This window comes from Gardnerella sp. DNF01205 (assembly GCF_049244135.1).
Lineage (GTDB): Bacteria > Actinomycetota > Actinomycetes > Actinomycetales > Bifidobacteriaceae > Bifidobacterium > Bifidobacterium leopoldii.
In genome coordinates this window covers 775,264-790,898 of the sequence record NZ_CP058378.1, presented here as the reverse complement: position 1 = coordinate 790,898, position 15,635 = coordinate 775,264, and the positions used below count along the sequence as shown (strand labels likewise).

Sequence of the window (15,635 nt, the reverse complement as noted above, 5' to 3'; positions counted from 1 at the left end):
TATTTTACACTAAATTTGGCAAAAAGATTGAAGTGCATATTGGTAAAGCAATAATAAGTGCAGAAATAACTAAAGACAAGAATCCACGCCATCCGAATGGGTATTTGTAATACGAAGACTTGCGTGTACGCAAATAAAAGCCGCGCTCTTCCGCTGCTAGCGCAGAACTATCTGCTTTACGCACTGAAGAAACCAAAAGAGGCACAATAAGAGGCATCATAAGTTTTAATTTTTTAAATGGATTTTTACTATCGTATTCAACTCCGCGAGCCATTTGAGCTTCTGTGATTTGAGACATTTCTTGCGCAAAAATAGGCACAAAACGAACCGCAGTAGTTATAGTAAAAGCATAACAATATGGAATATGCAAATATTGGACTACAGCATTTGCAAGATCGTTTAATTTAGTTACTGTTAGCACTGTAACAAGAGGAAAAGCAAAACAGAACAAACGCAAAGAAGCTTTCGCTCCAATATCAATACCTCTTAACGTAAACCATAGAAAAATATAGTTCCCACTTTGAGCAATAACAGTTTGTAGCAAAAACATTACGCAAGAAATTATTAGCATAGCTTTAATAAGGCCAAATAATGTTTTAACAACATGAGTAAAAGCCATGCCAACAAAAATAATAACAGCTAGCGCAATAAGTACAGAATACTGTTTAGCAATAAATACGCTTATTACAATACTCGCAGCAAGAATTAGCTTCGCAATAGGGTTTGTGCGGTGAAGGAATGTGTTGCCTGATTGATATGTTAATAGTCTCGTTTTCATAAATATCAGATGCCTTTATTTTACTTCTAACTATTCTGCTGATTATGCTGCTTATTCTGACTAAGTTTTGCGATTTTACCAAAACGCAACGCTTCAACTAATTCTTTTCGCGTATACAATCCATAGCATTGCTTAAAACCGTTAGAAACCAAACCTTGGCAAACAGCACACAATAATGGTGGATATAAAGAAGCAGCTGAACAGACGTCTGGTTTTTCAAAAACATCATGCGCTGAACCATCAATAATAAGCTTTCCATCATTAATCGTTATAAGTCTAGTTGCATAATCAAGCACAACTTCCATATCATGACAAACCATAATCACGCAACAACCGTGAGCTCGCAACTCCTCAACCACTTGCATAATTCTCACGCATTCATGGTAATCAAGCCCACAAGTTGGTTCATCGAGAACAAGTATTTTAGGACGCGTTACGACAGTTGCAGCCAATGCCACCATTTGTCTCTGCCCTCTAGAAAGCATGAATGGGCTGTCAGTAGGATTTAAGTCAAGTTTCTCAATAATTTCCATTGCATGCGTTTTCGCCTGACTAGAATCTTCACCAATTAAAATACAGCTCAACTCTACTTCTTCAAGAACAGTCTCTTTACATAATTGATGATCAGGATTTTGGAATAATGTCGCAACATATTTTGCTATTTGACTAATTCGCAATGGCTTGGTGTCGATACCATCAATTGTTACACTACCTTCAGTAGGTCTTAGTAAACCGTTAATAATTTTTGTAATAGTAGTTTTTCCGGCACCGTTTTTACCAATTAGTGCGATCAATTCACCAGCATAAGCATCAAATGAAATATCTTTTAGAGCCTTGACATCATTTGCATAAGCAAAACTCACATGATCTATTGAAAGGCATGGCTTATCAGTATTATTAACTGCATTGTTAGCTCTTTTAGAATCTTCTTTATTAAGTTCTAAATCAGCTTCTGCATCATGCGCGTAATCGCTATTAGAAAGTTTAGAATAATCAGAATGCAAAGTTTTAACAATAGTATTTACAGTTTCTTCAACGCCAACACTAAGAGGTGCTGGATCGCAAATTTGTTCATCTTGTAATTGTTTAAGCAATCGCGTAGTACGTGGATAATTAATACCTACTTTACGAAGTAACTCTATATCTTTAAGAGCTTCGCAAACAGGAGCATCGAGAACAAGCTCACCTTTAGAAAGCACTATAAGACGCTTGCAATATTCACTTAATAAAGCTACTTTTTGCTCAATCACTACAATAGTAATACCAAAGTTTTTATTCAAATCACTTAAAACGTCGAAAATCATACGTGAAGAAACTGGATCCAGCGCACAAGTAGGCTCATCTAAAACCATCACTTTAGGCCTTAAAGCCAAAATAGCAGCTATTGCGACCTTCTGCTTTTGACCTCCAGATAGCGTGTCTAAATCACGATTCCGCAAATTGCTAATACCAACAGTTTCTAGTGCATTTGCTATACGCTCAGGAATTTCATCGTGCGAAACTCCGAAGTTTTCTAAGCCAAAAAGCAACTCATCTTCAACGTTTGCAGCAACCATTTGCGCATCAATATCTTGAATAACAGAGCCAATTAAACAAGCAATATTAGTGAGCTCAAGAGTAGTAGTGTCATGACCAGCAATTCTGACAGTTCCGAAAAACTTTCCCGAATAATGGTGAGGAATTGCTCCAGAAAAAAGTGAAGCAAGAGTTGTTTTACCAGACCCAGAAGGTCCAATAATTCCAACGAATTCACCTTGATGAATACTAAGGTTTACTTTATGAAGAGCATAGTTGCAATTATCTTCATTGTCTTTTTTATCTTTATTTGCAACACTTTCATCACTATGAGTATCGTAACGAAAAGATACATTGCTTAATTCAAGCAATGGCACTTCTTTTACTGATTCATCACTTTTTTTCATAGGCTCTTTACACGGTTCGGCAGAATCAACTAAATGATTATCTGCAACATATTTTTCTTGCTGAGACATAACATTCCTAACTCTAACACACCGAGCAAACGCTAAAAAATTAATAACACAAAAACACAAGTTGACATCAATCATATTAGACTGATGCCAACTTGCTTTTATACCTTTATATTTATACTTCTATGACTTTATACATTTATACGCATTAAACACATTCGTTAATAATGATGTATAACGTGCAATTAAACATGCAATCATAAGAATTTCTTAGTTACATTATTTATTATTTGTGCAATACAAGTCGCAATGGAGTATAAAGAATTTCAACAATAATCGCATTAAATGCAGCAGTACCAAAAATAATTGGCATCATTACGATTACCATGTTTGGAGAATGAAGAATAAAGTAAGCAGCAATAGAAGCGAAAATGCAACCAGAAATTACTGTTGTAACAAAAGTTGCAATAAATGGGAAAACACTTACTTTACGAGCAGCATCCTTTGGGAAGAGATGGACATATCCAATTAAAATAGCTGTCATAATAATTGCAGCAGGAATGTCACACGCATATTCAAGGAATGGAATCGAAGTATTAAGTTGGATTAATGTTGCAGCAAGAGCTCCAATAATAGCTCCTTGATAAATCTTTGGACGAACCAACAAAATCGCCAAGCAGAATGAAGCAATAACAAACTCAGGCTGGATATTTCCAATAGAAAGAGGCTTGGCAACAGTAAAATCAAGAATGCATCCTGCTGCAAATAGAACTGCAACCAGCACTAACGAAGTAATATTTAGTGCATGATTCTTAACTTTCGCATTTTTCATCATTACCGACGCAACATCAGCAGTTGCATTTGCGACGCCGCTAGTAGCTTCCATAACTTTTTCATTAGTTTCATTAGCCATGATTTCTCTCCTTGTTTAAGCTTCATATTATTTGAATACAAAGCTATCGAATATTTTGTTGTGATTTGTGATTTGTGATTTGTGATTTGGTTATTTTTGAAATTTAAGGCTTGTATACAAAAAGACCCCCGGGGCTTACCCGGAGGTCTTTTACAAGCTTTTATACGCAGCTTCTAAAACTTCAGAGTAAACTCACGCCAAAAAGAAGACTGCCACCACCACATACGTGCAGCATTAAGAGTATCGAAAGATTCAGCATTCATGTTCATGTTAAGCATGATGTCTGCCTCCTTAACTCATTAATACTAACTGTGGTTCACGCACAAACCCCAACCGAAGTATTCGATATTTGTTTGTGTTGGAAATGATGCTAACACCATAAAAGTACAAATGCAAACATTTTTTCAAAAATATTCTCCTAATGAAATAATTATTACAAAAATATTTATAAATTTATTATTCGTAAATCCTTATTTTGCAAAGAAAATCTCGTTTTAAATAAAGAAACTCCCGAAATAATGTAAAAGAAAAAATTTACTTAAATAAATGCAACACGCTGATTCATTTAGTTATTTTAGAATTTTTTACATTTTGACTCTTTAATTGCTGAGCAATTTGCAATTTTACTGCAATAATTCGCTTTACAGACTCATCAATTCGAGACTCAGGTATATTACCTTGACGAACTGCATTAACAACAGAATAATACGCTTGACGCAAATTTGCAGGAGAAAGTAATATATCGATGCCTGCTTTAATTCCTGTAATTGCAGCAACTCCAGGAGAATAGCGCAACGATATTGCGCCCATTCCTAAAGAGTCAGAAATAAGAATACCTTTATAACCAAGCTTTTTACGAGCTAAACCAGTAACAATTTTCTCAGACATGCTAGCAGGAATATCATCACCTGTAATCTTCGGATACGACACGTGACTGACCATAATAAACTTAACACCAGTGTCTACAGCATCTTTGAATGGTACTAAATCTATTTTTCTTAACGCAAGTGGAGTTTGGTTCGAAACAGTAACGCCTTTGTGAGAATCCTCAAAAGTTGAGCCATGACCAGGAAAATGCTTATACGTGGCAAAAACGTGATGCTCTTGCAAACCGTCAGTAAACGCATCTGTCATATTTGCAACTAGCGAAGCATTAGAGCCGAATGAACGCTTGATCATCAGGTTATTATCCGGATTAGTAATCACATCAGCAACTGGAGCAAAATCAACATTAAAACCTAAATTCGAAAGATAATTACCAATGTAAGCACCAGTTTTATAAGCTTTGCGAGTTTTCTTAGTCGCTCCAATATCCCTCATATTAGGCGAGGAATTAACACCCATTTGAGGATTTGAGCTAACTCGCGCAACAGTGCCACCTTCTTCATCAACAGCTACTAAAGCAGGCAGTGACACTCTAGATTCGCTTATTGATTGCAACCCAGAAATCATTTGCTGAGTTTGATTAGGATTCTGAATATTCTCCCTGCTATACATTATTCCGCCAACAGGTATGGAATTAAACGACTGCTGCATTTGCGAGCCAGAAGATACCACAGTCCCGTATGTTCCAGCTAATTCTTCAGGCTTAACTATGAACATTTGAGCAACTTTATCTTCAAGAGACATCTTTGATAGCACATTTTTAACAACACTGCTATTAGGGTCAATCCCCCGTCTTGCTTGCCTTTTACGTGCTTGCTTTAGTGCTTCAAGTTTTTTAGCCACATCCGCAGGGTTAACTGTTTTCTTACTAACATAAGTTTTAGAAGAAACATTAAAAAAATGCGAGCGCATAACAGATACTGCAGCAAACATAGATATTGTAAGTAAAACAATAGCTATAATAGCCACTAAAATAGCAGCAAAACGCTTTCTTGGAACAACACTTGCAATTTGATTATGATGCTGAGCACTACGATATTGCATAGTGCGACCATCTACATAATGCGGACTGCTTTGTAGTTTACGTGTCCTTTGCTTTCGCATAACGAGTTTCCTCTAATTCGCTAAAAATGAACCAAAAAGTAGTAGCGTAATACTAATGCCTATTTATCTCACAAACATAGCCAGTTTTACCGCTAAAGGTTTTACGCAATGTAGGAGTCGTAAATAAATCATCGCGCTGATCATTCCAAGACCACTCATCATTTAAACGCCAAAGCATAAGATAGAACTCAGGCTCTCCATCTTTATCGTTTCGACTTGGTTCTCCTGGCAACCAGTTTTCATACTTTACTTTTTCACCAGTAACCCAGTGCGCAAATACGTCACCATTCTCACGTTGCGAAGTATAACCGCCAATCCACACATACTTAACGCCTTCCTTTTTCGCCATATTGATTACCTTTTTCTCTTTACTCTTACTGGTAAGAGTTACTAAGTAACCACCATCTTGCATGCATGCACTATTAGCTTCAGTCCACTTCACATCGCCCTTATGTAGCACGAAGCGAGTTGCACCCTTCTTATAATTCTTCTTCTTAATTGGCTTAAACGACAAATCATCACCAATACCACCAGACTGATGATTCTTGGAATCTGCAACCAATGCAGAAACCACTCGATCAGCATACGCATTCGAAGAAGAATCAGAATCATATTCTAAACAATAAACATTATCTTGATTGACTCGAATTCTATTCATTACCTCTTGCATATCTGAAATTGAATTCATATCCCAGAAGTAACCATTCGTTTCATTCGCAATATTTTGCAGAGTACTTGAATCAGCTTCACTAGTACCAATCAAATATACAGGAATACCTTTTTCTTTAGCTAAAGAAATAACCTCATCAGCAGTATGAGTACTCTCATTATCTTGACCATCAGTAAACGCAATTACGCAATTAAAGCCAGGATGATTAGAAGCATTAGTAATTCCGGTATAAAGTGCGTCATACAAAGCTGTCATGCCGTAAGGAGTCATATTATCAATGCCTGTAAGCAATCGATCTTTATCGTTAGTATACGTTGCCATATACATTAAGTAACTATCGAAAGATATAAGCTCTCCTGTATCGCCAACCTTATAATTAAGATTGCGCACAAAATCACTCATAGTACGTTTCATCGTATCTATAGAATCTTCCATAGATCCAGATTTATCAAGCAGAATTTCGTAATTAACACCTTGTTTATCTTTAATGCGCTCAACTTTATGGATAAGTCTTTCAGCTTCTCTGCCACCACCAATCTTCTCACGAATTGCAGCAGTAGGAGAATCAATTTCCAAAGCTTTTCCACTACTATCAGTAAGCGAAAAGTACAGTTTTACATGAGGATATTTAGATACGTCAGAGTCAACAATTTTCAACTTATAATCCGCGTATTTATTGGATTTCATAATTTCTTTTCGCAAAGTTTCGTAAGGAATTTGTTTTGGTCTCATATAATCCCAAATGCAATACCCGAAAATACTTGAAAGAATAACAGCAATCATAACAATAATAGCTATAATAATATTCCTTCGCTTCGCATCATTTTCAGCAGCAACTTGCGCATACCCGTATTGTTGTTGATACGGGTATTGTGTATTTGCTTCAGGGCGATAATACTGATTAGGAATGTTGCTGGTATAAAATACTTGCGTTTGCGCTTCAGGATGAGGCTGCTCTGCTTGCTGAGACTGAGTATTATTTGCTGAAGAAGTAATTTCTGCACCACACTGCGTGCAGAACCTCGTATTATCTTTTAAAATAGCTCCGCAATTAACGCAGTACATGATTTTCTTCTTTCTCTTCCTTATTAGTAAAACATTCACATACAGTTATAAAAAACCAAACTATCTATTAATTCTATACCCTGCTTCAAACACAAAGCCGAGGATATCGCAACAAATGCAATTATCCTCGGCTTTTATAATGAGCGAACTTATTAGTTCATTTATTTACTAATAAAACCTCACGAATTCCTATAGCGCTTGTGACTCTTAATACGAAGTAGCAATACGCTCGCAGCAGCAATAAGTATTGAGCATACAGCAGTAACTACGAATATATTACTGCCTGTCGCACTTAAACTATGAAGCTGTTGCGAAACTGCATTGTTTGTTACTGTGATATCTGTCCAAGCAACTTGATTACCTTTCTCGTCAACCAAAACAACCGTATGCTTTCCGATGTATCCAGCTGGGAATTGAGCATCAAACTGAGGCTTGCCATTAACCATGCGAACAGTCACAAACTTTGAACCATCAGCACCCTTAAGCAAACGAGGAGACGAGTAAATGTACGCGTATGCATAAACTACTCCATCGCGCTGCAAACGCTCGATGAACTCGCTGTTTACAAGATTAATTCTTACACTGTTAACAACACCTGCAGTTGCAACGTTATTGTTACCAACGCTAAGAGTTCCCTTTAATTCTGGATTAAGCTGCTGAACAGTTTCAGGAGCGGTAGGAGCTGGAGCAGCTGATGCTGGCTTAGCCGGTGCAGAATGCTCAGACTTAGCTGGCGCAGACTGTTCAGACTTTGCAGGTGCAGAATGCTCAGACTTAGCCGACTCAGTCTGTTCAGACTTTGCTGGTGCAGAATGCTCAGACTGGGCTGGCGCAGACTGTTCAGACTTTGCTGGTGCAGAATGCTCAGCTGGAGTTTCAGTCTTAGACTGATCCGGATTAGTCTGACCTGGCTTAGTCTGACCTGGCTTAGTCTGACCTGGCTTAGTCTGATCCGGCTTCGCTGGAGTTTCATGCTCAGATGGCTGAGGCTGAGGAGTCGGCGCCGGAGACGGTGTTGGTGCAGGCTGAGGCGTTGGCGCCGGAGCAGGATTCACAGGACCAGGAGTTGGAGTTGGAACTGGCGCTGGTTGCGGACCAGGCTGCGGCTGAGGTCCAGGAGCTGGTGGCTGAGGTGTTGGCACTACAGGACCAGGCTGAGGATTAACAGGACCAGGACCAGGCTTAGGAGTTGGAGTCTTTTCTGCATTAAGCAACACAGCAGTCGAAAGAGCAGCAACCTTATATGTTCCGTCGGCAGAAACATTAGCCTCTTGAGCTTGAGCAGCGTCATTAACTTTGCCATTAGCAACAAGAGCAGAATACTTTCCTGCTGGAATCTTTACTTGAGTTTCAGCATTATTAGCATTGAACACTACAACGTATTGCTTATCTGCATCTTTAAGCGTGTAAGCAATTACACCATCAGGAGTGCCATCAATCATCTTCATGTTCTTGTTAATTGTTGCATAATCAAAATCACGAAGAGATTTAATGCTCTTGCGTAACTTCAACAATCCCTTGAAATAGTTCACGGAATCAGACTTTTCTGTTGCACGATTCCAATCAAGAGCATTGTCTTTATCTCCAGAATTGTAGCTATTAGCGTTACCGTTCTTAGTTCGCAAGAACTCCTGACCAAGTTGAATGAATGGCATGCCACGAGAAAGCAAAATCATTGAATTTGCAAGCTTTACTCGCTTCAATCGTACGTCTTCAGTGTCATGAGTAGCAGAAACCTTTAGCTTATCGTACAACGACAAGTTATCGTGAGCTTCAACATATTGAACAATTTGACCTGCATCAGCAAAGTGCGTTTCAGCATTACCATTCCAACACTTGATAGTACTCTTACCATCTGCAGTCTTACTGCCTGTACCAAATTGGCAACCGAGCAAATTATGCTCAAGCAAAGCCTTGGTGTCTTTACTAGTATTGCCATTGACAAAACCAGTAGACGCATCACCAAACACAGAACCCTTCGTAGAATCACGGAAGGAATCGTTAAAGAACGCTACACCTGGAATCTTATAAGCATTTGGCTGAATAGTAGACTCGCTCTTAGGAAGCAGTTTATTCATATCCCAGCCTTCGCCGAGCACAATAATTGAAGGATCAATCTTATTAAGCTCAGCACGCACTTCCTGCATAGTCTTCAGGTCAATTAAGCCCATCAAATCAAATCGGAAGCCGTCAAGGTTGTAATGCGTAGCCCAATACTTCACAGAATCCAAAATATACTTGCGCATCATTTGACGCTCAGAAGCAGTATCGTTACCGCATCCAGAATTACCATTCAGAGCGCCATCCTTATAACGGAAGTAATATCCAGGAACTGTCTTGTTAAACGAATGCTTTTGCACATCATGAACATGGTTGTAAACAACATCCATAATCACACGCAAACCAGCCTTATGAAGGCCAGCAATCATTTGTTTAGCTTCCTTAACTCGCGTTGTTGGATTAGCAGGATTCGTAGAGTAAGACCCCTCAGGAACATTGTAATTTTGCGGATCATAACCCCAGTTTTGAGCTCCTGGCTGACCGTAACCCAAGTTACCTGCTTCATTCACAGAACCAAAATCATACATTGGCATGATTTGTACGTGAGTGACACCAAGCGACTTCAAATAATCAAAGCCAGAAATATTATGCTTATCTGTGGTCTTAGTACCTTCTTCTATTACTCCAAGATACTTACCACGATGAGAATCGCTAATACCAGAGTTTGGATCGATTGAGAAGTCACGAACATCCATTTCTGCAATTGTTGCGTCACTTGGATTCGTAAACTTTGGCATACGCTTTCCAGCGTTACCAGCGTCTTTATCTGCTAATACAACAGAACGCTCACCATTTACTACTGCAGCTTTAGCATAAGGATCAGCAGAAACATTCACTGTGCCATCAGCAAAATGAACTTCATATGCGTAAGCCGTATTAGCTTTGTCGCCATCAAGCTTTACAGACCATACGCCATGATTTTCTGCTTTCATAACTGTTTCTTTATCTTTTTCAGCTTTTTCAGCAGTTGACTTATAAGTAATCAACTTTACTTCAGTTGCTGTTGGAGCCCAAAGCTTGAAAGTAGTTGAAGAAGCAGAATACACAGCACCTAAATCATCGCCAGTATAAGCGTATTTCTTATCGAATTCATCGGTACGAATTACGCTAGCACCAGTTTTCGAGGAAGCAGAAAGCTTAATACCTGTAGCTAATCCCTTAATACTCAACTCATACTTATGCTTAATATTAAGGTCATTCTTGGTTTCGATAGTAATCTCTGAACCATTAGCTTTAGCAGAAGCAATTTCAACTTTCTTGCTAGGATTTTCACTAGTATCCAAAAGTGTTACGTCAGAGTCTTTTACAGAAGACACATCTCCAGATACTTTTACAGCTAACTTCTTTAAACCAGCAATATCAGCAGACATCACGTGAGCTGTAAGTTGTGGCATAGTAGCGTTTAAATACACTGTCATGTCATCTTGCATTAACCAGACTTCAGCACTACCCTTGTTTGGATCACTTGGATCTATCTTAATAGCATTGTTTGGAATACTGCGATCGCTAGGATCTTGCTGATTCCAAGCGTCAATTGGCGTAGATTTTCTAACTTTGAAACCAACACTGTCAATACCACCATCATTCTTAGCAGTAAAGGTTGCAACTTTGCCGTAATCGTCATGCGAAGTGAAGTAACGAGCAGATCCATTAGTTCCGTCGTTCCAAGTCCACATGTTCCAGCCTTCATAATCGCCAGCATTCCTGCGATAATGAACTGTTACCTTTAATTCTTTTGGCTTACTCTTAAGGTTGTCTGGAGCAGTGAACTGTGTAGTATCCGATCCGCCTGTTACCCAAGCTTCAGCAAGACCACTTGCACAGTTTTCAATAGCACGATCGCCACCGTCTTTACTCCAACCTTTTGTAGTAGTAATAAAGGAAAGTGACTTGTTTTCAAAAGCACCATCAACTTTAGTTTCAAAAACTTTGCCGAATTTATCAGTGCCATTAAACTTATACCAAGCTCCAGGTAAATCTTTACCATCCTTGTCTTTGCCCCACAACCAAATGCCAATATTGCGAGTATCACCCGCTTTTTGTGCATAGTGGATGCGAACAGTGGTCTTTGGATTATACGCTACTGGGCAAGGATTTACTCCAACGCTACCCTTGTGATCTTGAGCTAAATACGAATCAGTGTGAGCTGGAATCTTAAAGTTATTATTATATCCTTCGTGATACCAGTAGTTTTCACCATTATTAAACACTGCTTCATAAGCTTTACCATTGGTTCTAATTGTCTTCTTATACCAACCGTCGCAAGCCTTCTTCATCTCATCGCCAGGAGCCTGAGTCCAGCTTGAGCCTATGCCGTAATGAACATATACTTTTTTACCGTTAAACTTTTCGTCTGGCTTAAAGTAAATAGTTGTTGTAGGATCTTCTGGCATGCCTGCATCAGGCTTTTCTTCACCATATTTAGGATCAGATGGGTCTGTAGCAGTGCCAGCCGGATGTGTAGCTTTTGTTGCATTAACATGTAAAACTACTGCTTCGCGAGCGCCAATCTTGGTTTTAACTTCACCTTTTGCAACTTTAACAGTCTTAGAGCAGTCACCTGCAGCGTACACATTGCAATACTCACCATCAGGCAAATCAGTTTTATAAGAAACTTCTTTTTCGTCAAGCGAATTGTTTATTGCTAAGAAGCCCTTCTTTTCACGGCTAAAAGCAACGTTATTGTCTCCATCATCCTGCCAATTCGTAACTTTCGCACCTTGCACAGCATTGTAGAATCCAATCATTCCACGAATAGAAGTCCAACGCTGAGTGCACTGCCAATTGGAATCCTTACCACAAGTCACATCCGAAACAGAAATATCAGTTGCACCAGGAGCGCCATCATCATTCTTATCGAACTTGTATCCGGAATACACGTTTGGAGTGCCGTATGGCCACGCGAGCATGAACGCGTTTGCTAAAGCGTAACGACGACCATCCTTATACGTAAGCACGCTGTTACCGCGCTCTGTATCCCAATTCGTAACAAAAATAGCAGCTTTATCGCTCTTAACCATTCCGTCTTGAATTTTGTTCAGAGGCTTGCTTGCCTTAATCAGCGAGCCTTTGAAGTTTTGCTTAAGCTGGTAAGAGTAGCCAAACTCGTTAACTTCGCCTTCATTCAAATGTGCAGACGGCTGAATTTGTGCAGCTTCTGAAGAGTTGCCAATAGTCTCTTGCATCCACCAGATGTCATTAATCTTTTTGCTATCTTCAACACTTTCGTTGTATTGCTTTATAGCAGAAGCTTTAATGCCCCTCATATCTTCTGGCGAAATATGCTTAACTGCATCCACACGGAAACCAGCAACGCCAAGCTTCAACAAATCTGCAAAATACTTACCTAAAACTTGCTGAACATGCTGACTACCAGTATTCAAATCAAGTAAGCCTACAAGCCTGTGAGTCCAAACTTCTTCAGCATTCGTATAATCTTTAATATTTTCAGCACTTTGATGGAAATCGTCTTTAGTGTATCCAGCATCTTCAAAAGTCTGAGTAGACACATCATACTTACTTCCACCAACACCGACTTTATCTTTATTATCAGCGCCAGCCATGTGATTAATAACAGCATCAGCAATGATTCCAACATTTGCCGCTTTGCAAGTTTGAATCATCTGCTTAAACTCAGCTTCAGTGCCAAGTTTAGAATTTAATTTATAGCTAACAGGCTGGTAAGAAGTCCACCAGGCTTTACCTTTAATATGATCCTGCGGTGGAGACACCTGCACATACTTCACACCTTCAGGACCATAAGTTTTAGTGCACTCTTGAGCAATACTCTTCCAATTTTGCTGAAAAGCAGTAACAATAACACCTTTACCTTTAAGAGTTACATTCGAAGAAGTTTCTTTGCTATTGCTAGACTCCCCGCTAGTCACAGCGTTTGCACTACTCGTAACAGCAAAACCAGTTACAAGCATTGCAACAGACGCAACAACAGCAACCATCTTCGATGCAAAGTGTCGACGATGACTCATCAGTATCCTTTCCTCCATTGGTATCAACACGCTTCTTCCTTGGGCGCATTAATAGCCTCAATGCACAAACGATGGCTAGCACTACTATGTTGCCAGCCATCGTCATAAGCGTGCATTATCAGCGGAGAAAATTATAACATCTACATACTGACAATATTGCAATAACTATACGGAAACTGTAATAATGTCAATACAAATTTATTTCCAAATCGTCTTTTACTTCGCATCTTTCTTATTAGAATCAGCCTTATTCTTGCACAGAATCAGAGCTAACTCAATCAATAGCACAGCGAAAACAATTACGATCATTAACAAAGTACTAAACGTGGAAGTACTTCCAAAATGCTCTACAGCCTTAACATGCAAAGCAATAGCAGAATTAGCTGGAATAGTTGTCTCTACTTTCCCACCATTTACAGTAACTGTGCTAGAGCATTTACGTGAAGCATATACGTTACAATACTCACCGTCAGGCAAATCAGTTTTATAACTCACATTTTTAGGCTTATCAGTATTGTTAATCGCCAAGAATCCCTTGTTTCCGCGGCTAAAAGCAATGTTATTATCGTTGTCATCCTGCCATTGAGTTACTTTCGTGCCCTTAACAGCATTGTAGAATCCAATCATTCCACGAATAGAAGTCCAACGCTGAGTGCATTGCCACTGAGAATTCTTTCCGCACTTTACATCTGGAATGTTCGTATCAGTTGCACCAGGAGCACCGTCATCGCGCTGAGTGAACTTATATCCAGAATAAATATTTGGTGTTCCATACGGATAAGCAAGCATAAAAGCATTAGCTAACTCGTACTTTGCCCCATCCTTATAAGTGAGAACTCGAGTCGAATTGTCACGCTCAGTATCCCAGTTAGTCACAAAAATAGCTGCTTTCTTATTAGGAATAAGCTGATCTGTAATATGAGACAAATTCTCAATTGAGCCATAGAAATAATTACGCAAGCGATACGAGTATTCAAACTCATCTACTTCACCTGTACCAACATATTGATCTGGCTGAATTTTAGGATCTTGTTCAGGAAAACCAATTGTTTCTTGCATCCACCAAATATTTTCAGGCTTCATTCCAGCAGCTTTAGCAGCAGCTTCTTTTATGCCTTTCACATCTTCAGGACACATATGTTTTGTGGCATCAACTCTAAAGCCCGCAACACCCATTTTCAGCAATTTTGCAAAATAGTTACCAAGAATTTTTTGTACATGAGGCTTAGAAGTATCCAAATCAAGCAAACCAACTAAACGATAATTCCAAACGACTTGCGCATCTTTATATGTGTAAATATCTTTATCTATTTGGTGAAAATCATCTTTTGTGTAACCAGCATCCGGATAGCTTTGATTTGCCGCATCATACTTACTACCGCCAACACCTACAGTATCTTTATTACTATCACCGGTTGTGTGATTAATTACAGCATCAACAACAATTCCAACACCAGCTGCCCTGCAAGTAGTAATCATATTTTTAAACTCGTCTTCAGTGCCAAGCTTTGAATTTAGATTGTAACTAACTGGCTGATAAGAAGTCCACCACGCTTTACCTTTAATATGATCCTGCGGCGGCGAAACCTGTACATAACTCACACCCTCAGGACCATAAGTTCGCTTACACTCTTTTGCAATACTTTTCCAATTTTGCTGAAAAGCAGTAACAATCACACCTTTTGACGGAAGACCGTCTGTTGATTTAGTTGAAGCAAATGCCGAAGAGTTTGGAACAATAGCAAAAATACACATTAATACTGTTGCTACAGCAGCAATTGCAGTAATTGCAGTAAAAGAGCACATTACATTGCGCTTGTAATTATTGATTAATTCGCAAGCATAATTACTTCTTTTACGCTCACTTACTTGCAATCGTGCACTGTGGATCATCGTTGTTCCTTTCACATCACGTACAGCACTTTCATTGTGCGAGAATACTTTTATTATTATACGCTTATTGTTTATGTACGAGACATTAAAATATAAAATAAAAACGTCGCCTAGCAAGCTAAGCGACGTCGTGCACGTGCCCCCGGTGAGACTCGAACTCACACTGCACAGATTTTGAGGCTGTTTCCTCTACCAATTGGGATACAGGGGCATTTTTAATTTTCCGCATTTTTTTGCGACTTGTTGACTATAGCACACTTTAAGCCACATGCAAATAGTTAAAGCGTTTTGCGCGTGTCGCAAATCAACAATATTGATCATACATAACATAATGCGCGCAAACTGCAAAACA

General features: G+C 39.0%; 7 protein-coding genes and 1 tRNA gene. All 8 read right to left on the bottom strand.

Annotated elements, in window-relative coordinates:
- Window positions 1-4: 4 nt before the first annotated feature.
- The 8 genes from HXT47_RS03405 to HXT47_RS03370 all read right to left on the bottom strand — a co-directional run bounded on the left by HXT47_RS03405 (window position 5) and on the right by HXT47_RS03370 (window position 15,494).
- The gene (locus HXT47_RS03405; protein ID WP_004106997.1) at window positions 5-778 is read right to left on the bottom strand and encodes an energy-coupling factor transporter transmembrane component T family protein; all 774 of its coding nucleotides are present in this window, start codon (window positions 776-778) and stop codon (window positions 5-7) included.
- Between the two features lie 26 nt (window positions 779-804).
- Entirely contained in the window at window positions 805-2,769 is a 1,965-nt protein-coding gene (locus HXT47_RS03400) for an ABC transporter ATP-binding protein (RefSeq protein ID WP_415705900.1), read from the bottom strand.
- Window positions 2,770-2,992: 223 nt separating this feature from the next.
- A complete protein-coding gene (locus HXT47_RS03395) occupies window positions 2,993-3,619 on the bottom strand; it encodes a hypothetical protein (RefSeq protein WP_004107001.1) in 627 nt (208 codons plus the stop codon).
- A 561-nt stretch (window positions 3,620-4,180) separates the two neighbouring features.
- Window positions 4,181-5,608 (bottom strand): glycoside hydrolase family 3 protein, encoded by a 1,428-nt coding sequence (locus tag HXT47_RS03390; RefSeq protein WP_415688473.1) that lies wholly within the window; start codon window positions 5,606-5,608, stop codon window positions 4,181-4,183.
- Between the two features lie 52 nt (window positions 5,609-5,660).
- Complete coding sequence (locus HXT47_RS03385; RefSeq protein ID WP_004119297.1) at window positions 5,661-7,343, bottom strand: VWA domain-containing protein; 1,683 nt, start codon at window positions 7,341-7,343, stop codon at window positions 5,661-5,663.
- Window positions 7,344-7,522: 179 nt separating this feature from the next.
- Window positions 7,523-13,390: a type I pullulanase gene (pulA, locus tag HXT47_RS03380; protein WP_415688472.1), complete on the bottom strand. Its 5,868-nt coding sequence runs from the start codon at window positions 13,388-13,390 to the stop codon at window positions 7,523-7,525.
- 216 nt (window positions 13,391-13,606) lie between these two features.
- Window positions 13,607-15,145: an alpha-amylase gene (locus HXT47_RS03375; protein ID WP_410299670.1), complete on the bottom strand. Its 1,539-nt coding sequence runs from the start codon at window positions 15,143-15,145 to the stop codon at window positions 13,607-13,609.
- Between the two features lie 275 nt (window positions 15,146-15,420).
- Window positions 15,421-15,494 (bottom strand) — tRNA-Leu (locus HXT47_RS03370).
- Window positions 15,495-15,635: the final 141 nt, after the last annotated feature.

Excerpts from the sequence above, each read along its gene's own strand:
- HXT47_RS03405 (WP_004106997.1), bottom strand. The coding sequence starts at position 778 with ATGAAAACGAGACTATTAACATATCAATCAGGCAACACATTCCTTCAC.
- HXT47_RS03400 (WP_415705900.1), bottom strand. The coding sequence starts at position 2,769 with ATGTCTCAGCAAGAAAAATATGTTGCAGATAATCATTTAGTTGATTCT.
- HXT47_RS03395 (WP_004107001.1), bottom strand. The coding sequence starts at position 3,619 with ATGGCTAATGAAACTAATGAAAAAGTTATGGAAGCTACTAGCGGCGTC.
- HXT47_RS03390 (WP_415688473.1), bottom strand. The coding sequence starts at position 5,608 with ATGCGAAAGCAAAGGACACGTAAACTACAAAGCAGTCCGCATTATGTA.
- HXT47_RS03385 (WP_004119297.1), bottom strand. The coding sequence starts at position 7,343 with ATGTACTGCGTTAATTGCGGAGCTATTTTAAAAGATAATACGAGGTTC.
- pulA (WP_415688472.1), bottom strand. The coding sequence starts at position 13,390 with ATGAGTCATCGTCGACACTTTGCATCGAAGATGGTTGCTGTTGTTGCG.
- HXT47_RS03375 (WP_410299670.1), bottom strand. The coding sequence starts at position 15,145 with ATGTGTATTTTTGCTATTGTTCCAAACTCTTCGGCATTTGCTTCAACT.